This is a genomic window from Mycobacterium sp. (assembly GCF_049608025.1).
Taxonomy (GTDB): domain Bacteria; phylum Actinomycetota; class Actinomycetes; order Mycobacteriales; family Mycobacteriaceae; genus Mycobacterium.
In genome coordinates this window covers 36,056-55,646 of sequence record NZ_JBMYXC010000007.1, presented here as the reverse complement: position 1 = coordinate 55,646, position 19,591 = coordinate 36,056, and the positions used below count along the sequence as shown (strand labels likewise).

General features: G+C 65.0%; 20 protein-coding genes. 9 read left to right on the top strand and 11 right to left on the bottom strand.

From position 1 onward, the window contains the following. Positions 1–16: 16 nt before the first annotated feature. The 3 genes from ACPGXI_RS04235 to ACPGXI_RS04225 form a co-directional block, all read right to left on the bottom strand. Positions 17–316: a DUF732 domain-containing protein gene (locus ACPGXI_RS04235; protein ID WP_526650131.1), complete on the bottom strand. Its 300-nt coding sequence runs from the start codon at positions 314–316 to the stop codon at positions 17–19. Positions 317–472: 156 nt separating this feature from the next. Continuing rightward, complete coding sequence (locus ACPGXI_RS04230; protein WP_526650129.1) at positions 473–721, bottom strand: hypothetical protein; 249 nt, start codon at positions 719–721, stop codon at positions 473–475. A gap of 314 nt (positions 722–1,035) precedes the next feature. Continuing rightward, positions 1,036–1,392, bottom strand: a complete 357-nt coding sequence (locus ACPGXI_RS04225) for a DUF732 domain-containing protein (RefSeq protein WP_526650127.1) — start codon at positions 1,390–1,392, stop codon at positions 1,036–1,038. A 489-nt stretch (positions 1,393–1,881) separates the two neighbouring features. On the opposite strand from ACPGXI_RS04225, the gene ACPGXI_RS04220 reads away from it, so the two are divergent. Then, on the top strand, positions 1,882–2,973 hold the full coding sequence (locus ACPGXI_RS04220) for an MmpL3/TtfA transport complex stabilizer (protein WP_526650125.1): 1,092 nt from the start codon (positions 1,882–1,884) through the stop codon (positions 2,971–2,973). 66 nt (positions 2,974–3,039) lie between these two features. Here ACPGXI_RS04220 and ACPGXI_RS04215 read toward each other — a convergent pair whose 3' ends face one another. Continuing rightward, positions 3,040–3,666 carry a histidine kinase gene (locus ACPGXI_RS04215; RefSeq protein ID WP_526650123.1) on the bottom strand — a complete coding sequence of 209 codons (627 nt, stop codon included), beginning with the start codon at positions 3,664–3,666 and terminating at the stop codon, positions 3,040–3,042. Between the two features lie 23 nt (positions 3,667–3,689). Between ACPGXI_RS04215 and ACPGXI_RS04210 the strand changes: the two genes are divergently transcribed. The 4 genes from ACPGXI_RS04210 to ACPGXI_RS04195 all read left to right on the top strand — a co-directional run bounded on the left by ACPGXI_RS04210 (position 3,690) and on the right by ACPGXI_RS04195 (position 6,744). Next, a complete protein-coding gene (locus ACPGXI_RS04210) occupies positions 3,690–3,992 on the top strand; it encodes a hypothetical protein (protein ID WP_526650121.1) in 303 nt (100 codons plus the stop codon). 117 nt (positions 3,993–4,109) lie between these two features. Continuing rightward, the gene (locus ACPGXI_RS04205; protein WP_526650119.1) at positions 4,110–5,159 is read left to right on the top strand and encodes an NAD(P)H-dependent amine dehydrogenase family protein; all 1,050 of its coding nucleotides are present in this window, start codon (positions 4,110–4,112) and stop codon (positions 5,157–5,159) included. Between the two features lie 36 nt (positions 5,160–5,195). Further along, positions 5,196–5,669 carry an SRPBCC family protein gene (locus tag ACPGXI_RS04200; protein WP_526650117.1) on the top strand — a complete coding sequence of 158 codons (474 nt, stop codon included), beginning with the start codon at positions 5,196–5,198 and terminating at the stop codon, positions 5,667–5,669. A 199-nt stretch (positions 5,670–5,868) separates the two neighbouring features. Continuing rightward, positions 5,869–6,744: a patatin-like phospholipase family protein gene (locus ACPGXI_RS04195; RefSeq protein ID WP_526650116.1), complete on the top strand. Its 876-nt coding sequence runs from the start codon at positions 5,869–5,871 to the stop codon at positions 6,742–6,744. Here ACPGXI_RS04195 and ACPGXI_RS04190 read toward each other — a convergent pair. Then, positions 6,733–7,695: a patatin-like phospholipase family protein gene (locus ACPGXI_RS04190; RefSeq protein WP_526650114.1), complete on the bottom strand. Its 963-nt coding sequence runs from the start codon at positions 7,693–7,695 to the stop codon at positions 6,733–6,735. The genes ACPGXI_RS04195 and ACPGXI_RS04190 overlap by 12 nt on opposite strands. A 263-nt stretch (positions 7,696–7,958) precedes the next feature. Further along, positions 7,959–8,411, bottom strand: coding sequence for a lipoprotein LpqV (lpqV, locus tag ACPGXI_RS04185; RefSeq protein ID WP_526650112.1), 453 nt, complete (start codon positions 8,409–8,411; stop codon positions 7,959–7,961). Positions 8,412–8,626: 215 nt separating this feature from the next. On the opposite strand from lpqV, the gene ACPGXI_RS04180 reads away from it, so the two are divergent. Next, positions 8,627–10,162, top strand: a complete 1,536-nt coding sequence (locus ACPGXI_RS04180) for an amino acid permease (RefSeq protein WP_526650110.1) — start codon at positions 8,627–8,629, stop codon at positions 10,160–10,162. Positions 10,163–10,213: 51 nt separating this feature from the next. On the opposite strand, the gene ACPGXI_RS04175 is transcribed toward ACPGXI_RS04180, so the two are convergent. From ACPGXI_RS04175 to ACPGXI_RS04165, 3 genes are read right to left on the bottom strand one after another with little or no spacing between them, the layout of a single operon-like run. Beyond that, positions 10,214–11,944 (bottom strand): alpha/beta hydrolase, encoded by a 1,731-nt coding sequence (locus ACPGXI_RS04175; RefSeq protein WP_526650108.1) that lies wholly within the window; start codon positions 11,942–11,944, stop codon positions 10,214–10,216. Positions 11,945–11,953: 9 nt separating this feature from the next. After that, complete coding sequence (locus tag ACPGXI_RS04170; protein ID WP_526650106.1) at positions 11,954–12,736, bottom strand: enoyl-CoA hydratase; 783 nt, start codon at positions 12,734–12,736, stop codon at positions 11,954–11,956. 34 nt (positions 12,737–12,770) lie between these two features. Further along, positions 12,771–13,907, bottom strand: a complete 1,137-nt coding sequence (locus ACPGXI_RS04165; protein WP_526650104.1) for a 3-hydroxyisobutyryl-CoA hydrolase — start codon at positions 13,905–13,907, stop codon at positions 12,771–12,773. Positions 13,908–14,072: 165 nt separating this feature from the next. On the opposite strand from ACPGXI_RS04165, the gene ACPGXI_RS04160 reads away from it, so the two are divergent. Further along, complete coding sequence (locus ACPGXI_RS04160) at positions 14,073–14,921, top strand: Bax inhibitor-1/YccA family protein (RefSeq protein WP_526650102.1); 849 nt, start codon at positions 14,073–14,075, stop codon at positions 14,919–14,921. A gap of 192 nt (positions 14,922–15,113) precedes the next feature. Next, the gene (locus ACPGXI_RS04155; protein ID WP_526650100.1) at positions 15,114–15,980 is read left to right on the top strand and encodes a putative endonuclease domain-containing protein; all 867 of its coding nucleotides are present in this window, start codon (positions 15,114–15,116) and stop codon (positions 15,978–15,980) included. 39 nt (positions 15,981–16,019) lie between these two features. Here ACPGXI_RS04155 and ACPGXI_RS04150 read toward each other — a convergent pair whose 3' ends face one another. Both ACPGXI_RS04150 and ACPGXI_RS04145 read right to left on the bottom strand, forming a co-directional pair. After that, on the bottom strand, positions 16,020–17,237 hold the full coding sequence (locus ACPGXI_RS04150) for an acetyl-CoA C-acetyltransferase (protein ID WP_526650098.1): 1,218 nt from the start codon (positions 17,235–17,237) through the stop codon (positions 16,020–16,022). Between the two features lie 51 nt (positions 17,238–17,288). Further along, positions 17,289–18,302, bottom strand: coding sequence for an SGNH/GDSL hydrolase family protein (locus tag ACPGXI_RS04145; protein WP_526650096.1), 1,014 nt, complete (start codon positions 18,300–18,302; stop codon positions 17,289–17,291). Between the two features lie 191 nt (positions 18,303–18,493). Here ACPGXI_RS04145 and ACPGXI_RS04140 point away from each other — a divergent pair, with 191 nt between their 5' ends. After that, positions 18,494–19,564 carry an alpha/beta hydrolase gene (locus tag ACPGXI_RS04140; protein WP_526650094.1) on the top strand — a complete coding sequence of 357 codons (1,071 nt, stop codon included), beginning with the start codon at positions 18,494–18,496 and terminating at the stop codon, positions 19,562–19,564. The last annotated feature ends 27 nt before the right edge of the window (positions 19,565–19,591 follow it).

The following is a 19,591-nucleotide window of genomic DNA, read 5'->3' as shown; positions in this document are numbered from 1 at the left end:
CGCCCGCCGACCTGGCTTACGAGGGGCAGTACGACTCGGTGGCGGTTTCGACGAACAATCCGCTTTGTTCGACCGACCAATTCCAAGGTCCGCTGACCTCTACTGCCACCTGTTCTGCAGGTTGGCCCGCTGCCACGTACTCGCACACCGCCTTTGCCAGCGCGATGGCTTCGTCGGGTGCGGAGAACGGGATACCCTCGCCGCCGATCACCCCGATGAAATTGTCGTCGGTCTCGTCGGCGAAGGCTGGGGCGGCCGTTACGGTGGTGAGGGCAGCAGCGGCAACAAACGCGGAAAGAATGAATTTGTGGCGCATGCGATCTCTCCCCTTCCGGCCGGTGCTGGCGACACGCTACGCCTGGTGAAGCAGGCACGCTGTTACTTGTCCAAATTCTTACATTGGGCGCATTCGCATTACTTCCGCACCGAGCGAACGAATAACCCGATTCTTTCAGCGGTTCGCTGATTCCTGTCAGATGCGAACCACGCGGCGAATCGCGATCTGGACCGTCTCACATTGCCGACAAGTCAACGGCCGAACCTTTAGTCGGACATTGGCGATGGCCAGTGCCCGCTTGCACATCGGGTACGGGCAGCCACACGACAGGGTGACCCACCACTGTGCCGGGTGGGCAAGGGGATTGCAGAGCTTGCGACAGGCGCAGGGGATTTCGGGCTCGAAGTCCAGTTCGGCCAACGAGGGCTCGAGCAGTGTGGTCACGGTCACTAAGGCTAAAGTCAAGGTCGAGACTTCCGCGGGAGGCGCGCGCAAGAAAGTCCAGCGACTGTGCGAATCCGCGGCGCTGCGGCCGATGGCCCGGAGTTCCGCAGCCGCGGGCGTCGGTGAGCTACAAACGAATCCGCCGTCTGAGAATGCGCGGCGATCTCGGGAGTTCGAATCCCGCCATGGCCGAATCCTGCTGAAGCCGAATCCTGCTGAAGCCGAATCCTGCTGAAGCCGAATCCCGCTGAAGGCGAGCGATACCGCGCGCCCCGCCAACGGGGTGAGCCGGCTGAAGTGTCGGACCAGCGAGGTCAGTCGCCGGCCACGGCGTTGTACTGGGGGCAGTATGCGTTGACCGCTCCCTGCATCAGTTGCGCTGCAGTGGAGCCGGCCAAGCCGTCGCCGCGCAGCGACTCGATGATGCTGCTGCGGATTTCGGCCGGGCTGATGCTGTTCGCGCTGCCCTCGGCGACTATGTCGCAGATGTTGTTGCCGGCCGCCGTCGCTTCCTCTGGGGTGTCGAAATCAAGTCCAAGAGTTGTTAGGACAGAATGGAATTGGTCGTCGGCTTCGGTGGCGTGGGCAATGGGCGATCCAAGGAACATCGTCGCCATGGCCGCTGATGCGACTGCGGCGACGATCCTCGAACGCACGTAACGGCTGTACATGTTGGCCTCCCTGTGCGGATGGTAGTCGTCGGGTGGCGCGCGAGAAGTGATTGGCGCGCCGAGTCCGCCAGATTCCCCGAGACCTTCTGGGAGGCGGCTGTCGACGGTCACGGGTGCCGGGCGGTAGTTGCTGATCGCGGTCCACGGTCGTGTCGCGATGTGACTTGCCTTTCACTTTGGCCGGGAATACTGAGAAAGGGGTTAGCTAGAGGTCTTGGTCACACGCCGTTTATTCGGTTGCGGTCGATGGCTTCTCGCCTGTCCAGAGGCCAATTCCTGGTTGCCGAGGAAAGGTGACAACCTGATAACCAAGAATTCCCTAAGTGCTGTCTGAGAGGCCCTGTCGCCGTTGGGTGATTCGTCGGATTTGTGCCCACTGGCCACGGATTTTCGTCGATACACTCAGTTCAAAGCTCGCGCCCGAATGGGTGTTTGAGACAGTGAATCTAGTGCCGGCGCAGTTGATGGCGGGCGGAGGTATTACGACAGATGACCAACTCCTTGGTGCCCACAGGGCACGTCATGCTCGACGACAGTTCCGCTTCGAGTGCGGCCGGGGCTGCCCCGGTGGAGGCCGTGGATGGAGATGCCATTCTCGAGTGCTGTATCCCGGTGGGCCGCGGCCCGATCGGTGACATCGCGGTGGGCGGTGCGGACGTCGAAACCCTTGTGGTGGCCAACGTCGTAGACCAGAGTGCGGCGGTTATCGCCGATCCAGCCGCTCAGTTGCGGGGCGACAACGTCGCGGTGGCCGGCGAGCCCGTCGCGGTCGTAGCCGCCGGCGACCACGCGTACGTCGCCACTGGTTCTGCAGGCCAGGACGCCGTGTCGGCCATCGACCTGGAAAGCAGAACCGTCGTAGCGAACTTCCCACTGGCCTTCGGCGTCACAGCTCTGGCTGCGAGTCCCGATGGCAAGCGCGTCTACGCTGGGCGAACTGCCTACGATCGCGTCGATGTCACGGTGATCGACACCGTTGCCCGGCGAGCCGGAACTATCGAGATCGGGGCCGGCCCCGCTGCCGGCATCGACGCCTTGTGTGTTGATCCGAACGGCAAGCGTTTGTACGCGGCCGTCACCGACGAAACCGGCGGCCGGTTGGTCGTAGTCGACTGCGAAACGTCGCGCGTGCAGCGCGTTGTCATGGTTGGTTCGCCCATCCGTGACATCGCCTACGCCGGCGGAATGGTCTACGTGCTGACCTCAGACCGGGCGGTCGGTGGCGCAGTCCATGTCGTCGATCTTTCGGCCAACCGGGTAACCGACACGGTGAATATCGGCGGTGCCCCTACGCAATTGGTGATGAGCCCTGATCATGCCCGCGCATACGTCGTCGATTACGACCGTGTCGTGGTGTTGTGCACAGTGGGCCTGGAGATTGTCGACTCGCTATCGGTCGACGCGCGCCCGTCCTGCGTGGCGCTGGGTTCGGACGGATCGCGGCTGTACGTCGCTGACTATTCCGGCACCGTACATGTGTTCTCCGTCGCCGCAACGATGGAGATGCTGTATTCGCAATTCCTCGCCATCGATCCGATCGCGCTGAACCAGTCCCCGGCTTTGGAATCGGTCACCGCGTAGTCGGCTCGGGGTCCACCGGCCAGAGCAGGTTCGGGCTGCTGCTGCGGCGCTGACCGCGGCTGGCCGTCAGCCGTATTTCAGCCACCAGTCGTGCAGCTCATCGAGGTCGGGTCCCTGCGCGTCGGCCAACAGCAGTCCGGAGTTGTTGGTCCAGACCAAATCAGGCCTGTCGTTGTAGGTGCCACAGGCAATCAGACCTGCGATCTCATCGGGGGTTTCGGTGTAGTGCCAGGTGGTCGGGGAATCGATGCCGCTACCCGGGCACTCGAGTAGTTCGGAGTTCACCTCGACCGCCCCTTCGAAGCCGGCTTCGAGCGCGGCCTGGTCGGCAAACAGCGAATACCGAGTGCTCAGCGGCCCCCCGGGAGTGGTCGCTGGTCCGCAATCCACCGTTGCGACAGCATTGCCGGCCGGCGCACTGACCGGCTCGCAGTTCGAGCTGTCGTGGCCTTCGGACAACAATGCCATCAGCTCGGCGTCGAGGGACTGGGTCCGCCGCGGAGCGGGCGCGGTGGTCCTGGGGCGCCGGGTGGGCTCACGCGATCGGGTGGTCTCCGAAGGGGTGCTGGTGCGAGTGGCCACCGGTCCGGGGGCCGAGTCGTCGGGCTTGACCAGCCACCAGATGCCGAGGGCGCCCACGACGACGGCGAACACCGCCGCAGCTGAGATGAGCAGGATCAACGGGGTTTTCACGCCGCCGCCGCCGGGCGGCCCGGGTGGCGGTGCCCAGCCGGGTGGTGGTGGCGGCGGGCTGCCGGGTGGTGGTGGCGGGCTGCCACTGGGTGGCGGCGGTGGGCTACCGGGCGGCGGCGTCCAGCCGGGCGGTGGTGGTGGGCCGGGCGGTGGTGGTGGGCCGGGTGGTGGTGGGCCGGGTGGTGGTGGTGGGCCGGGTGGTGGTGGGCCACCGGTTGGCGGTGGCGGTGGCGGCGGGACCGGATCAGAGTCCCGTTCAGGATCGCTCATCGTCACTCCTCAGGTGTGCATCTACCGGCGAACACACCCTAATGCCGGTTGTGTGAGCACACCCGGCCAATGGCGCGATGGCGTCGGTTTGACGGGTTCGCGCCCGTTCCACCGCGGATCTGGTGTAAATCTGGATAGAACGTGTTCTAGTTTCCCATGTCGAAGGAGGGTTCGTGGCGCTGCGTGTCGTGCAGTGGGCGACCGGTGGGGTAGGCGTGGCCGCTGTGAAGGCTGTGCTGGAACATCCCGAACTCGAACTGGTCGGCTGTTGGGTGCACTCGCCGGCCAAGGCGGGCCGGGACGTCGGCCAAATCGTCGGCACTGATCCGCTCGGCGTCACCGCGACCGACAGCATTGAGGAGATCCTCGCGCTGAGCGCCGACGCTGTGATCTACACCCCGTTGATGGCCAAACCCGATGACGTGGCTGCTCTGTTGAGGTCAGGTAAGAACGTGGTGACCCCGGTGGGCTGGCTGTACCCCAGTGAGCGCAGCGGTGCGCCGCTACGGGCCGCCGCACTGGAGGGCAACGCGACGTTGCACGGAACCGGCATCGCGCCGGGTGGGATCAGCGAGAAGTTCCCGTTGATGCTTTCGGCGATGTCGACGGGGGTGACGTTCGTCCGCGCCGAGGAGTACTCGGACCTGCGAACCTACGAAGCGCCCGACGTTCTTCGGCACGTGATGGGTTTCGGCGAAGCCCCAGACAAGGCCCTGACCGGGCCGATGCAGAAGATGCTGAACGCGGGATTCATCCAGGCAGTCCGAATGTGTGTGGACCAGTTGGGATTTGCGACCGATCCCGAGGTGCGGACTTCGCAGGAGGTAGCGGTAGCCACCGAGGTGATCAACTCGCCAATGGGCCGGATCGAACCCGGGCAGGTGGCCGGCCGCAAGTTTCACTGGGAGGCGCTCTCCGGCGGCGAAGTCGTGGTGCGAGTGACGGTGAACTGGTTGATGGGCGAAGAGGACCTCGACCCAGCGTGGTCGTTCGGCCCCGAGGGGCAACGCTATGAGATCGAGGTGCACGGCAACCCGGACTTCACCGTGTCGGTCAAGGGTTTTCAGTCTGAGGTCGGTGAGCAAGGCCCGGAGCACGGCGTCGTCGGCACCGCAGCGCACTGCGTGAACTCGGTGCCCGCAGTGTGCGCTGCGCCGCCCGGAATCGCGACCTACCTGGACCTGCCGCTGATCAGCGGCAAGGCCGCGCCCCGGTTCCGCTGAACAATTCAGTCGGTGAACTGACTAGGATGGCTCACCATGGCCACGGCACATGTGATGGAGCAGTCGCGCGCAATACCGGTTGACGTCGACACTGCGTTCAGGCGCACGTTGGCGGTGTCGCTGCCCAGCATTTTCAGCCGACGTTACGGCCCAATCGGCCCCGTCAAGGCGGTTCGAGACCAAACTGGGGATTGGGCGACCGTAGGTCAAACCCGCACGGTGATCCAGGCCGGGGGCACAAGCATGCGTGAAGAACTGACTCTCGTCGACGCCCCGAAGGCCTTCGGATACACGCTGTCGGGGATCAAGGGTCCATTGGCGCCGGTGCTCGACCATGTCGAGGGGGCGTGGCTGTTCGCCCCCACTGGCAGCGGCACCAATGTGACCTGGCGCTGGACTATCTATCCGAAGTCTGCCGCCGCGGGTCTGGCGATGCCGGCGTTCGCGGCACTGTGGCGCGGGTTTGCCCGCCAGGGCCTCGAACAACTCTCCGGCGAACTCCTCAGCTGATCTGCGAAGTCGTAGATGGTTCCGATGCAATCGCGCGATTCGGTATGGGCAGCGGGTTCCCAGAATGCCGCGCCCGCCCCATGTCCGCCGGCCACGGCAGGACGGATCTATTGAATCTGAGAAACGGCCAACGGCTGTGGCAATCCCGGGATCGCATCAACATCCCCAACGACGCCAGAGTGCGCCTGGCCGGCCGTCGATGACGGCCGGTCGAAGGGCGCTGGTGCTCGCCGGCGGCGGACTGGCCGGGATCGCATGGGAGACCGGCCTGCTGCTAGGAATTTCCGATGAGGTCCCGGTAGCCGGCCAGGCACTGCTCGGCTCTGATGTTCTGCTTGGAACGTCCGCCGGATCGGCCGTCGCGGCTCAGATCGGCAGCGGGGCTTCCCTGGAAGAGTTGTTCGCGCGGCAGGTGGCCGCGGGCGAGACCCATGAAATCCACCCGGGGGTGTCCGCCGAAGTCATCACCGAGTTGTTTCTGAACGCGATGCTGACCCCGGGCGCGACCAAGGTGCAGAAGTTGCAGCAGATCGGCGCGGTGGCCGTGGAGGTCTCCAGACGTGCCGAGGCCGTCTCGGAATCGGTACGCCGATCGGTGATCGCCCACCGGCTACCTTCCCACGACTGGCCCCGGCAGATACTCCGCGTTACTGCAATCGACATTGCCACAGGCGAACTCGTGGTTTTCGACAAGGAGTCCCGCGTCGACCTGGTCGATGCCGTCGCAGCTAGTTGCGCGGTCCCTGCGGCCTGGCCACCGGTGCGGATCGGTGACCGTCTATTCATGGACGGCGGCGTGGGCAGCGCTGTGAACATGTCCGCGGTGTCCGACTGCGAAGTCGCGGTAACGCTCGTGCCCGCTGGGGCGGACTCGCCGTCGCCATGGGGGACACCTTCGGCCAAAGAGATCGATGAGTTTGCCGGTGCAACGCTGGCGGTGTTCGCCGACGCCGAGTCACTTGAGGCCTTCGGACCCAACTCACTGGATCCGGCGTGCCGTGAGCCATCGGCGGAGGCGGGCCGGGTCCAGGGTCGCCGCGAGGCGCATCGGGTGGCCAGGTTCCTAGGGCTCTGAACCGCCTTGGAGCGCATCCAGTGCGGCGCTGGCGCATTCCTGCCCGACCTCGATGACCTCATTGGCGCGATGGAAATCCAGGCTGCGGCACACAGTTCGCGGAACCTCGATGAGGAGGTCCGGTGGATAGGCGGCTAGTGTGTGGCGCGCCAACGCGCCCTGCGCGATGTCGATTGTGCGGTACATCACCTCGAAACCACCCAGCTTGGGGACGTCGGAACCGCTCTGTTTGTCAGGCTCCTCCTCCTCTTCGGAGGCGGTGAGTCGGCTCAGCACCGCGCGACCCGGTTGGGTGTCCAGTAGTGACCGCGCAGCCTTGGTGTCGAGAAGAGATGATGTGCTGCGCCACATTCGGTTCAGCAAGTCAGCGGTGAGACTGGCCTCGGCCCAGCTTCTTTGGGTAAGTGGATCGTCACCGGTCAGGGTGACGGCGATGGTGGCCTCCGCGTCGGCCGCGGCGATCGGCGCCATGGGGAGCGGATCGAGAATGCCTCCGTCGGCGAGCAACCGGCCGCCGAGCAGGTGGGGTGTGATGACACCGGGTATGGCGATCGAAGCCCTTATCGCGTCGTCCACCGGCCCGCGTTGCATCCACACCGACTTGCCGGCGATCAGGTCGGTGGCCACCGATGTGAACGGCACCGGCAAATCCTCGATGGTGACGTCGCCGAGAATCTCGCGAACGGCCTCGAGGATTTTCTCCGCACGCAGCACACCGGCCGAGGTGATCGACGGATCGAGTAGCCGCAGCACTGCGCGCTGTGTCAAAGAAGTTGCCCATAAGGCGTATTCGTCGAGCCGCCCAGCGGCTTCCAGGCCGCCGACCAGCGCCCCCATTGAGGACCCGGCGATACCGACGATCTCGTGACCCCGCTCGTGCAACTCGTTGATGACGCCGATGTGCGCGTAGCCACGCGCCCCGCCACTGCCCAGTGCCAGTGCGACCCGCATAGATCTCATTCTGCGCCCGTCGAGTCCCTCATGCTTGAGATGCGGCCAAGCGGCTTCACATTGGGCGGATCAAGGACGGACGTCGAGCACGTCGCTGCTGGGCTGGCCGGCGAATTGCACCGGTACCCCGCGTGCGCGTAACGCGGTGGCGATTGCGGGGCTCGATATCCGCCATGCCGTTACGCAATGAGTACTTCGACGTGCGTCAGTAGGTTGACGTGCGGCGAGGGCAGTCGCGATCGGTGTGCGACTGGTTTCGGCAGCTATCCGCACAGTCCGTCGACGGCAGCCTCCACGGCCACGATGACCGCCGATTGTTGCCCCGCGGGCAGTTTCGACCAAGGTATTCCGAACGTGCCGGGGCCCGCCGAGTCCGTGCGCTGGATCGTCTCCAAGTACGGCTCGAACTGCGCCCCCGGTTCGCCGCCCTGTTCTTCCATCCATGTTCTCGCAGCCCGGCATGCCTGGAAGTAGTCGTCCTCGGTGGACTCTGCCGGCGCGCCGACGGCCGTGGTCACCCCGTCGCCGGACACGCCGAATTCACCGGGCGCCAGCGGTGTCGGTGCGACCGGGCCGCCGCTGGAGGATGTGGAAGGTGCGGCGGGAGTCGGCATCGGCTCAGTGGTCGACGAGGGCTCCTCGGTTGACGAGCATCCGGACAGGCTCACCAGACCCGCCGCAGCGACGGTGAGCGTGGGGAGTGGGTACCAGCGCATGTGGCCAATCTATGCACCGATCCTTGCCTACGGCCCCCGGGGGCCAGTCTTCGCAGCTGAAGCGGCTTTGACGGGTGACCATCCCGGCTTGGCGGTGGTGGGCGAGCCATCGGCGGCGGGTTGCGGGCATTGCGCGGGCAAGTCGTGAGCGATCAGACAGCGAATCGCCAGTAGGCACCCTAGTCTTGGGAGACCGTCGGCCGGAGTGAGGTCTTATGCAAATCGAGGCACACGAACCACATCATCGTGCTGAGCCCGACCTGCAGGACAAGGGACTCTCGCACAACGCCGTCGGGCTACTGGGCGGTGTCGTTCTGGGCGTCTCGTCGGTGGCACCGGCCTACGCCTTAACCGCCACGATCGGGATTCTGGTTGCCGAAGCCGGGTCGAAGATGGTCGTGGTCATTATCGCCGGCTTCCTGCCAATGTTCTTCGCCGCGTACGCATACCGCGAGCTCAACAAGGTGGCGCCCGATTGCGGAACATCATTCACCTGGACGACGAAGGCTTTCGGCCCCTACATCGGCTGGATGGGCGGTTGGGCGGCCGTGGTTGCGACGGTGATCGTCTTGTCCAACCTCGCTGGGGTCGCGGTTCAGTTTTTCTATCAGTTCATCGGCGATCTGTTCGGAAACGACAGCCTTGCCGGGATGTGGGAGAACCCGGTAATCAATGTCCTGACGTGTCTGGGCTTCTTGGCGGTGGCGACCGCGATCTCCTACCGGGGAATCACCACCACCGAACGCATTCAGTTCATTCTGGTCGGCTTCCAGATGACGGTCCTGCTCGCGTTCGCGGTGGTCGCGATCGCGAAGTCGGGGTCATCGGCGACCGGCATCCCGTTCAGTTTTGAGTGGTTCAGCCCGGCCGGGCTCACGGTTTCGGCGTTCATCGCCGGCCTTTCTGGTTCGATATTCGCGTTCTGGGGCTGGGACACGGCATTGACCGTGAACGAAGAGTCGCGCGACTCCGATCGCACACCCGGGCGTGCTGCGCTTCTTTGCGTGGTGTCGATCCTGCTGACCTACTTGTTGGTGGCCGTAGCCACGCAGATGTACGCCGGGGTGGGCAGCGAGGGCCTCGGCCTGGGTAACGAGGACATCGAAGACAACGTATTCGGTGCCTTGGCCGAGCCGATCCTGGGCGGGCCGCTACACCTCTTCCTGTTCCTTGCGGTGCTCGCATCGAGCGCGGCGAGTCTCATCACCACGTTCCTTCCCACGTCGCGCACGATGCTCGCGATGGGCACCTACAAGGCGTTTCCGAAACGCTTCACCACAATCCATCCCCGATTCATGACACCGTCCTTTGCCGTCGTCGCCGCCGGCGTTGGTGCTGCGGTGTTCTATTCGGTTCTCACGTTCGTCAGTGCGAGAGTGCTCACCGACACGATCTACTCACTGGGGATCATGATCTGCTTCTACTACGGTCTCACTGCTTTCGGCTGTATCTGGTTCTTCCGCAACGAGTTGTTCGTCAGCGCCTCCAGCGTCATCTTCAAGCTGCTCTTTCCGTTGCTCGGTGGGCTCGGCCTGGCGGCCGTATTCGTTATCACCCTGCGCGACAGCGCATCGCCCGACTATGGCAGCGGTGCCAGCATCGGCGGCGTGGGACTGGTCCTCATCCTCGGCCTGGGGCTGATCCTCATCGGGCTGGTATTCATGCTGATCATGCGGGCCCGCCAGCCTGCGTTCTTCCGCGGCGAAACCCTGCGCAAGGACACCCCCGTGCTCATCGTCGAAGAACCCTGACGCGCCATCGGTGGCCCCGGGCCGCTGGGACCTTCTCCAACAGGTTCTGGCCTAGGAGTGTTCGTCGCTCCGCAGCAACGGACGTAACTTCTCAGTCTTCTCGGGCGTCCAGCCCGGTGGCGACAGGATCGACGCCCACGCGTTGGCGAAGGCTTTGACGTAGACGTGGCCGTGGCCATCGGGCACGTTGATCGCCACCGCCATGTCGGCGGATACCTGCAGGAAAGTGACGATCGGAATCCACTCTGTGCTCGGTGACACGTCGTAGCCCCGGGGTTCGCGCAGCCAGTCCGGTTCGGCGAACAGCAAGTCAGGACTCCACCAGGCGATCGGATCGGAGGCGTGCTGCAGGTAGACGACTCGCGGCTGACCCCACTGGGCATCGGGTCGCTGGAGGTTTCGGGGTTCAGCCACGAACCGGACGTTCTCACCCTTGTTGTAGATCGGTAGCCACTCGGGTGACCCGGGGTCGCGATTGCGGGTCAGTTCGGTCCAGATGACGTTGTTGAACGTAGGGCCGCTGAACAGGGCCCCGTCCGTTCGGGCGATGAGGTTGTTCAGCGCCAGGAACGGGGCCTCACCACCGAACGAACCCAAGCTCTCGCCGAACACAACCAGTTTGGGCCGCTGGGCCTCGGGCATCTCGCGGACCAGCTCGTCCACCGCCTCGAACAGCGCCTGGCCGGCTTTGAGCGCGTTCTGTTTGTCAACGAGGAACGACAGCCAACTGGGGAGGAACGAATACTGCATGCTCACGATCGCGCTGTCGCCGTTGTACATGTACTCCAGGGACGAGGCCGCAGCGGCGTTGATCCAGCCGGTACCGGTCGTCGTGCCCACTGCCACCACGGCGCGGTCCAGCCCGCCGGTGCGCTGGAGCTCGCGTGCGGCCAGCCGGGCTGACTCCTCGATGCTGTCGGCAGAATTCAGGCCTGCGTAGGCGCGAATCGGTTCGACCGCCGGGCTTCCGTTGAACTCGGTGAGTTGTTCGACCGTGGGGCCACCGTCGATGAAGAGCCGTCCCTGGTGGCCCAGCGATTCCCAACTGACCAGCGACCCGGGCCCACCGGAGCGCAGGGTCGTGTCGGGCGGGGAGAAATCGGGATCGGTTTCGTCGTTGACGGCTTCGAAGGTCTTGTTGATGGTGCTCATGGCGAATCGCACCACGATGCCGTTGAGCAGCGCAATGGTCAACGCTATCAACAGCGCTACCACTATCACAGACGAAACACGTTGTGGGGCAACGCGGTTGAGTTGTCCAGTGAGAAAGCGCACGAGCCTGCCCACCAGCTGCCCGATTTCGACCAGTGCGAACAGGGTGATCAGTGACAGTAGAGCGGCCAGTGGATAGTCCCAGAAGCCCAGTCGTGGCACATTCATCAGGTCGCGGACGTCGTCCTGCCACCGATGGAACCAGAAGATCATTCCGGTGATGCCCACCGCACCGACAGCCAGGAGCGCGAGCCAAGCCCAGCGCGGCGCGGGCGGGCTGGAGTCCTTCGAGCGCATGTAGCGCACCAGCCAGACCGCGAAAACGCCTATGCCGTAACCGATTGCGCCTGAGCCGCCGCTGACCAGGCCCTGGAACAACGGGCCTCGAGGTAGCAGGGATGGAGTCAGGGAGAAATACAGGAAGACCAGGCCGACTGCGGTACCGGTGAAGGTGTAGCGCCGAATCCACCACGCAGTTCTGTCGGGTGGTGCCTCGTCTCGGGCTTGCGGTGCCTCGTCCTGCGGTGGGGCTTCCTCAGTCACTACGTCGCCCGCTCCGGTATCAGTCACGATCGAACTCTAGCGATGGGTGAAGTTGGCGGCGCGCTTCTGGGTGAACGCGTTCATGCCTTCGGTCTGGTCGTCGGTGGCGAAGGCCGAGTGGAACAGTCGCCGCTCGTAGAGCAGACCCTCGGTGAGGGTGGATTCGAACGCGCGGTTGACTGCTTCCTTGGCCATCCGCGACGCCGACAGCGACATGCCCGCGATGGTCTCAGCGGTCGCGTTCGCTTCGTTGATCAGGGTGTCGGCAGGGACCACACGTGAGACCAGGCCGGCGCGTTCGGCCTCGTCGGCGCCCATGTTGCGCCCGGTCAGGATCATGTCCATCGCCTTGGCCTTGCCGATCGCGCGGGTCAGTCGCTGCGAACCGCCCATGCCGGGCAGCACCCCCAACTTGATCTCGGGCTGGCCGAACTTGGCTGTGTCCGCAGCGATCAGGATGTCGCACATCATCGCCAGTTCGCAGCCGCCCCCCAAGGCGTACCCCGCGACGGCGGCTATGGTCGGCGTGCGGGTTGCGGCGAAGTCTCCCCACGCAGCGAAGAAGTCGGCGGCGAACACGTCAGCGAACGACAGATCCGCCATCTCCTTGATGTCGGCCCCGGCCGCGAATGCTTTTTCGCTTCCGGTGACGATGATCGCGCCGATTCCGGCGTCACTGTCGAGTTCGGCTGCGGCAGTGGTGACCTCCGCCATCACCTGGCTGTTGAGTGCGTTGAGCGCCTTCGGCCGGTTCAGCGTGATGGTCGCGACCCGGCCTTCTCGGGTGACCAGAATCGTCTCGTAATCGTTGGATGTCATGGCTACTCCTTTGTGGTCGGGTGTCCTGGCCGAATCAGGGTTCGAATGTCAGGTCGGGATCGGCGGGAACGAAGTACGCTTCGACGTCCTCGATGGTGACGGACTGCAGCGACGTCGGCGACCACTGCGGGTTGCGGTCCTTGTCGATGAGCAATGCGCGGATGCCCTCGACCAAGTCGTGCGAACGCAGCGCCGCACACGATGTGCGGAATTCCTGTCGAAGCACGTCCTCCAGGGTTGTCAGCGACGCTGCCCGGCGTACCGCCTCCAACGCCACGGACAGGGAGACGGGCGAGCGCGAGGCAATCAGGTTGGCTGCTTCGTGGGCGGCGTTTTCCGGGGCGGCGCTGCTGTGGGCGGCGTTTTCCTCAGCAGTCTTGCCGTCAGTCCCGCCAGTCCCGCCAGTCCGGCCGGGGCCGCCGTCGTGGCCGCGTAGTGCCGCGACGATGTCGGAGACGGTCTGCCCTGCGTAGCAATGGTCGATCCACGCCCGATCGGCGAGCAGTGGACTCGGTGGGGGCTCCTCGGCGTACGCCGCGAGTGCGGTATCGATGTCATCGGTCAAGATCGCCTCGGTGAACGCGCCGAGGCGATCCTGGGGCACGAAATGGTCGGCGAATCCCATTGCGATCGCGTCGGCACCGGTGAAAGGTGCACCCGTCAGGGCTGCGTGGATGCCGAGCAGGCCGGGCGTGCGCGACAGGATGAGGGTTCCGCCGACGTCGGGGACGAACCCGATGCCGACCTCGGGCATCGCCATCTTCGTCGTCTCGGTGACCACTCGCACGCTGCAGTGCGCGCTGATACCGACACCGCCGCCCATGGTGATGCCGTTCATGATCGCCACGAAGGGCTTGGGATAGCGACCGATGTAGGCATTGAGTCGGTACTCGTCGGACCAGAACTGCCGCGCCTCGGCACCGCCGGCCTTGGCGCTGTGATAGATCGCGACAACATCCCCACCAGCGCATAGGCCGCGGTCACCGGCGCCCGAGATGACGACTGCCCGGACCGCGTCGTCAGTCTCCCAAGCGGTCAGCGCCGCAGAGATCCGGCCTACCATCGGGTGGGTCAACGAGTTGATCGCTTTGGGGCGGTTGAGGGTGAGCAGCCCCACGCCTCTGCCGGCAGGCCCGCCCACAGAAACTAGGACATCCTCGTTGTCGCGCACGGAAGGCAATCTAGTTCGTCGTTGCGTGGCGCGGGGGCCCGGGTAAGGTTCCGTTGATAGGGCCTGGATCGGGGCTGTCGGGGTATGCGGGAACTGGCTTGGGACCTCATACGTTGAGAGTGTGTTCGTAACAGGTTGACACCCCAGTACAGGAAGGAACCGACGGTGCGCGAGAGCAGCAACCCGGTATTTCGATCACTGCCCAAGGGGCAGGGCGGATACGCGCAGTTCGGTACCGGAGCCGCCGGCTACGGTGCACAGGCGGTACACGCCGATCCGTACGTCACGCAGTATCCCGATCAGCAGCAGACGGGTGTCTCCCGCCCGCTGACCATCGACGATGTCGTCACCAAGACCGCCACTTCGCTGGGCGTGCTGACTGTTGTCGCCATCGTTTCGTACTTCCTCGTGTCCTCCAACGTCGGCCTGATGATGCCGTTCGTGCTGGTGGGCGCGCTCGGCGGCCTGGCCTTGGTGATGGTCGCAATGTTTGGGCGCAAGCAGGACAACCCGGCGATCGTGTTGAGCTACGCCGCTCTCGAAGGGCTGTTCGTAGGCGCAGTGTCGTTCTTGTTCGCCAACGTGGTGTCCACGGGCGGCCCAGGGATGATCGCGCAGGCGATCTTCGGCACCATCGGCGTGTTCTTCGGCATGCTCGTCGTCTACAAGACCGGAGCCATCCGGGTCACACCGAAGTTCACCCGGATGCTCGTCGCCGCGATGTTCGGCGTACTGGCCATAGCCCTGCTCAACTTTGTGCTCGCGATCTTCGGAGTCGGCGGCGGCGAGGGCTTCGGACTGCGTAGCGGTGGCCCGCTGGCGATCGTCTTCTCGCTGGTGTGCATCGGCCTGGCAGCCTTCATGTTCCTGATCGACTTCGACTCGGCCGACCAGATGATCCGCGCTGGTGCGCCCGAGAAGGCCGCCTGGGGCATTGCCCTCGGCCTGACGGTCACGCTGGTGTGGCTGTATGTCGAGATCTTGCGCCTGCTGAGCTACTTCAACAGCGACTAGCGCTGACCTCAAAAAGGGGCGTCCACATCGTGGGCGCCCCTTTTTTGCGCATTCGCCCAGTGTGCGTCCAGATCGCCGAATCGGCTGAAATCGCGATCTCAGTGCACACCAGAACGGGACTTATCCACAAGACTTATCCACAGGCCCCGGTCTGACCGCGGTTTCTTGGCGCAATTCTGCGACATTCGAGAGGTGACTTCGTTAGAGGGCCCCTTCGTGGGCAGCGCGGCGGTGGCCGACGGACTGGTGAAGAAGCATCAACTGCGATCCCAATACCGCGCCGTATTCCCTGATGTGTACGTGCCAAAGGGCACGGAGCCGAGGCTGGGGCAGCGCACGAAAGCAGCGTGGTTGTGGTCGGGGCGAAGAGCGGTGATCGCCGGGGCCGCCGCGGCCGGGATGCATGGCGCGAAGTGGATACCTGATCAAGAAGCGGTGGAACTGGTCTGGTCCAACACCCGCCCGCCGCCGGGCATCATCACGCGCAGGGACCGTTTGGCCGGAGGGGAAGTCCAGCGGTTGCAGGGTCTTGCTGTGACTACTGCCGCCCGTACCGCCTTCGACGCCGGGCGGCTGACGCGGGGTGACCGGGGTGTCGCTCGTCTCGACGCACTCGGCAACGCCACGAGATTCGACACCGATGCCGTTCTCGATCTCGCGCGCAGACACCCAGGATCTCCGGGCATCCCGCGGCTTCGCGCAGCGCTCGAACTGCACGACCGAGGAGCCGAGTCGCCACGCGAGACCTGGCTGCGGCTGCTGCTGGTCCGTGCCGGCTATCCGAAGCCGCGCACTCAGATCCCGGTCTTCGACGACTACAGGCGTCCCCGTTACTACCTCGACATGGGCTGGGAGGAAGTGATGGTGGCGGTCGAATATAACGGCGAGCACCACCGGGGACGTGCGGTGTTCGGCAACGACATCATCCGCGCCGAGTTCATCGCTGAGCGACGCTGGCAACGGGTGAGGGTCGTCGCGGGTCATCGCCCGGCAGAGATTCTCGACCGCGTCGGCAGGGCCTGGGCTTGTGGTGTGCGCTCAGATCGCCGAATCGGCTGAAATCGCGATCTGGATGCACACCAGCGCGGCGCGCGGATGCTAGACGAGCCGCTCCACGACCATTGCCATGCCCTGACCGCCACCGACGCACATCGACTCGACGCCGAACGTCTTGTCGTGCGTCGTCAGGTTGTTGAGCAGGGTGGCTGTGATGCGCGCGCCCGTCATTCCGAACGGGTGGCCCAGGGCGATCGCGCCGCCGGACACGTTGAGCTTGTCCTCGTCGAGTCCCAGCTCGCGCGCCGAGCCGAGCACCTGCACCGCGAATGCCTCGTTGATCTCGTATAGATCAATATCCGCGATGCTCATTCCGGCGTTGCCCAGGGCTTTTTTCACGGCCTCGATCGGACCCAGGCCCATGATCTCGGGCGACAGGCCCGTGACCGCTGTCGACACGATGCGCGCCAGCGGTGTCAGCCCGAGCGCCTTGGCCCTGGCATCGCTCATGATCACCACTGCGGCGGCGCCGTCGTTCAGCGGACACGCGTTGCCCGCGGTGATCGTGCCGTTCGGCCGGAATACCGGCTTGAGCTGGCTGATCTTCTCGTAGGTAGTCCCCGCCCGTGGGCCGTCATCAGTGGAGACGATCGTCCCGTCGGGCAACGTGACCGGGGAGATCTCACGCGCGAAGAACCCGTTGTTGATGGCTTCTTCGGCACGGTTCTGCGAGCGCACGCCCCAGTGATCCTGGTCTTCGCGGCTGATGCCGGTGAACAGTGCGACGTTCTCGGCGGTCTGCCCCATCGCGATGTAGACGTCAGGGAGGCTGCCGTCGACGCGTGGGTCGTGCCATTCGTCGGCGCCTGCGGCGGCCTGCTCCGAGCGTGCCTGCGCATCGTCGAACATCGGGTTCTTGGAGTCCGGGGCTCCGTCGGCGGCGCCCTTGCCGAATCGCGACACTGTCTCCACACCCGCGGAGACGAAAGCGTCACCCTCGCCGGCCTTGATCGCGTGGAATGCCATCCGAGTGGTCTGCAGCGACGAGGAACAATAGCGGTTCACGGTGGTACCGGGCAGTAAGTCGTAGCCGAGCTGCACGGCAACCGCCCGCGCGATGTTGTAGCCGGCTTCACCGGCGGGCTGGCCGCAGCCCATCATGAGGTCGTCGATCTCGCGGGGATTCAGTTCGGGCACCTTGTCAAGTGCGGCCGTGACCATCTGCGCCGCGAGATCGTCGGGGCGCATCGAGGCCAGCGAACCCTTGCCGGCTCGGCCGATGGGTGAACGGGCAGTGGCGACGATTACGGCCTCGGGCATGACGGCTCCTTGGGAATTGAGCGGACTACGTAAGAACCTCGCCGTAAGAACCTAGCCCGCTGCCACCACGACCGGAGCGCGGCCCCTCCGCTGGGTAAGCCCGGCGACCCCACCCAGCACAGGTGCGGGGACCCCGGTCGAACGCCGCCACAGCCGACTCAGCCCGCTGATCCGCGCCAGCAGCGAAAGACCATCGGCGATCCTGGGTTCCAGTGCTTCTTCCGGCGGCCTACCGGAGACGAACTCGCCCAACTCGTGGCGCAACGCAGGCAGTAACTGCTTGGCGGCAAGCGCATAGCCAGCGGCCGAGGGATGGAACATGTCCGGTGAGAACAGCAGCTCCGGAGTTTCAAAGAAATGTGGTGGCAATAGGTCAGAGAACGGCACCGGAATGCCTCCGGCAGATCGCACCTCCGCCGCTTGTGCACGCGCCAGCCGACGTCCCCTGCCTCGGGCCACCCACCGCAGGGGCTGCGGAATCGCGGTGATGACGCCGAAATCCGGGCAGGTCCCGACCGCGACTACCGCGCCGCTGGCCCTGAGCCGTTGCACTGCCCGGCCCAGCCGGCGTGCCGAAGGACGGATTCCGTTGGGTTGGGTGATGTCGTTGGCCCCGATCATGATCACCGCGGCGTCCGGCGAGGGGCCGGCGACGAACATGGCGTCGATCTGACCGGACAGACCCTTTGAGGTGGCGCCGACGATCGCCTTCGTGCTCAGCCGAATCCGCTTACCCGACTCCTTGGCCAGCTCCTTGGCCAGCAGGACGCCGGGGACTTCGTCGGCGCTCGCACACCCGTATCCGGTGGCGGTGGAATCGCCGAAGATCATCAGATGCAGATCGAATGGCACCCCGCGGTGCCAGCGCTCGACGGGACCGCCGCACGGCGAGTAGACACCGTCGGCGCGCGGGGGGACGTCCCACGACTTCGGTATGACCCGGCGCGCCTGCTCGGCCTGCCCGGTAAGCAGGTTTCGGGCCCCGACGTAGGCGGAGCCCGTCGAGGCGAGTGTGGCCGCGGCCGCCAAAGCGATGGCCGACCGTCGCGGTGCACTGATGCCCACGCGGACCAGTGTAGATGCTGGTTTGGATCGTTTCCGGCGTGGCGGCGGGGGTCGGCGATCACAGTGCGGTATCAACTCCGGTACCAAATGTGTTTTACCAATTGTGATACTGATTACAGATGACAAGCTAAGTTACAAGATCTGAGTAACTCGACTTATTGCGGACTACAGAGTTGTAGGAAGTGGTGACGATGACGGCTCCAAGCAGAGTGACCGGTTCTGCACACTTAGGTGTCAGGCCTGGTAGGGGGAATAAGTCCCGCAGGTTCGCGGTCAGCGACGGTGCGCCCGTCGAGGTCGTAGAGGATGGCCCGAGCGTTGCCGGCCGGCTCATGGGTCTGGCTGCTTTGCTGACGGTCAAGCCGACCCTGGCCATCGGCAGCTACGCTCCCAGGCTGCCGTGGCCGCTCGGCCTGGTCGATTTCGCCGCCAAGATTCTGCGGCCACCGCCTGGTACCGTGCGCGCCACCATCTCGCTGCCGCACTGCACCGCACAGCTGGTGCGCGCCGCCGGTGTCCTGCCCGCAGACGGTAAGCGCAGCGTCGTCCTCTACTTGCACGGCGGCGCGTTTCTGACCTGCGGTGTGAACACCCACGGCCGCGTGGTGACGGCGTTGTCCAAGTACGCCGACAGCCCGGTGCTGGTCGTGAACTACCGAATGATTCCCGAGCACTCCGTCGGTACCGCACTCGAGGACTGCTTCGACGCCTACAAGTGGTTGCGTCAGACAGGCTACGAGCCCGACCAGATAGTGCTGGCAGGCGATTCCGCGGGCGGTTACCTGGCGCTGGCGCTCGCCGAGCGCCTCCTGGTCGAGGGCATCAACGGCTACGTGGGCGAATCGCCGGCCGCCATCGCCGCCATGTCTCCTCTGTTTGAGCTCGACAACGAGGCTCGCGGCGACCACCCGAATGTTCGCACCGATGTGATGTTCCCGCACAGGGCTTTCCACGCCCTGGTCGAGTTGATCAGTGAAGCTGCAGAGCGCAACGTCACCGACGGTCGACCCGAGGAGATCTACGAGCCGCTGGATCACATCGAACCCGGGCTGCCGCGGACAATGATCCACGTGTCGGGGTCCGAGGTTCTCCTCAGCGATGCACGGAAGGCGGCGCGCCTGCTGGCAGCCGCGGGTGTGCCGGTAGAGGTCCGTATCTGGCCTGGTCAAATGCATGTCTTCCAGCTTGGGGCGCCGGCGGTGCCAGAAGCCAACCGGTCCCTGAAGCAGATTGGCGAGTACATCCGAGAGGCCACCTGGTAGTCGCGCGCCGGGCCTGACACCATGGGT

What these genes read in the sequence shown, in the direction of transcription:
- ACPGXI_RS04235 (WP_526650131.1), bottom strand. Translation starts at nt 316, where the DNA reads ATGCGCCACAAATTCATTCTTTCCGCGTTTGTTGCCGCTGCTGCCCTC.
- ACPGXI_RS04225 (WP_526650127.1), bottom strand. Translation starts at nt 1,392, where the DNA reads ATGTACAGCCGTTACGTGCGTTCGAGGATCGTCGCCGCAGTCGCATCA.
- ACPGXI_RS04220 (WP_526650125.1), top strand. Translation starts at nt 1,882, where the DNA reads ATGACCAACTCCTTGGTGCCCACAGGGCACGTCATGCTCGACGACAGT.
- ACPGXI_RS04200 (WP_526650117.1), top strand. Translation starts at nt 5,196, where the DNA reads ATGGCCACGGCACATGTGATGGAGCAGTCGCGCGCAATACCGGTTGAC.
- ACPGXI_RS04195 (WP_526650116.1), top strand. Translation starts at nt 5,869, where the DNA reads ATGACGGCCGGTCGAAGGGCGCTGGTGCTCGCCGGCGGCGGACTGGCC.
- ACPGXI_RS04190 (WP_526650114.1), bottom strand. Translation starts at nt 7,695, where the DNA reads ATGCGGGTCGCACTGGCACTGGGCAGTGGCGGGGCGCGTGGCTACGCG.
- lpqV (WP_526650112.1), bottom strand. Translation starts at nt 8,411, where the DNA reads ATGCGCTGGTACCCACTCCCCACGCTCACCGTCGCTGCGGCGGGTCTG.
- ACPGXI_RS04180 (WP_526650110.1), top strand. Translation starts at nt 8,627, where the DNA reads ATGCAAATCGAGGCACACGAACCACATCATCGTGCTGAGCCCGACCTG.
- ACPGXI_RS04170 (WP_526650106.1), bottom strand. Translation starts at nt 12,736, where the DNA reads ATGACATCCAACGATTACGAGACGATTCTGGTCACCCGAGAAGGCCGG.
- ACPGXI_RS04150 (WP_526650098.1), bottom strand. Translation starts at nt 17,237, where the DNA reads ATGCCCGAGGCCGTAATCGTCGCCACTGCCCGTTCACCCATCGGCCGA.
- ACPGXI_RS04140 (WP_526650094.1), top strand. Translation starts at nt 18,494, where the DNA reads ATGACGGCTCCAAGCAGAGTGACCGGTTCTGCACACTTAGGTGTCAGG.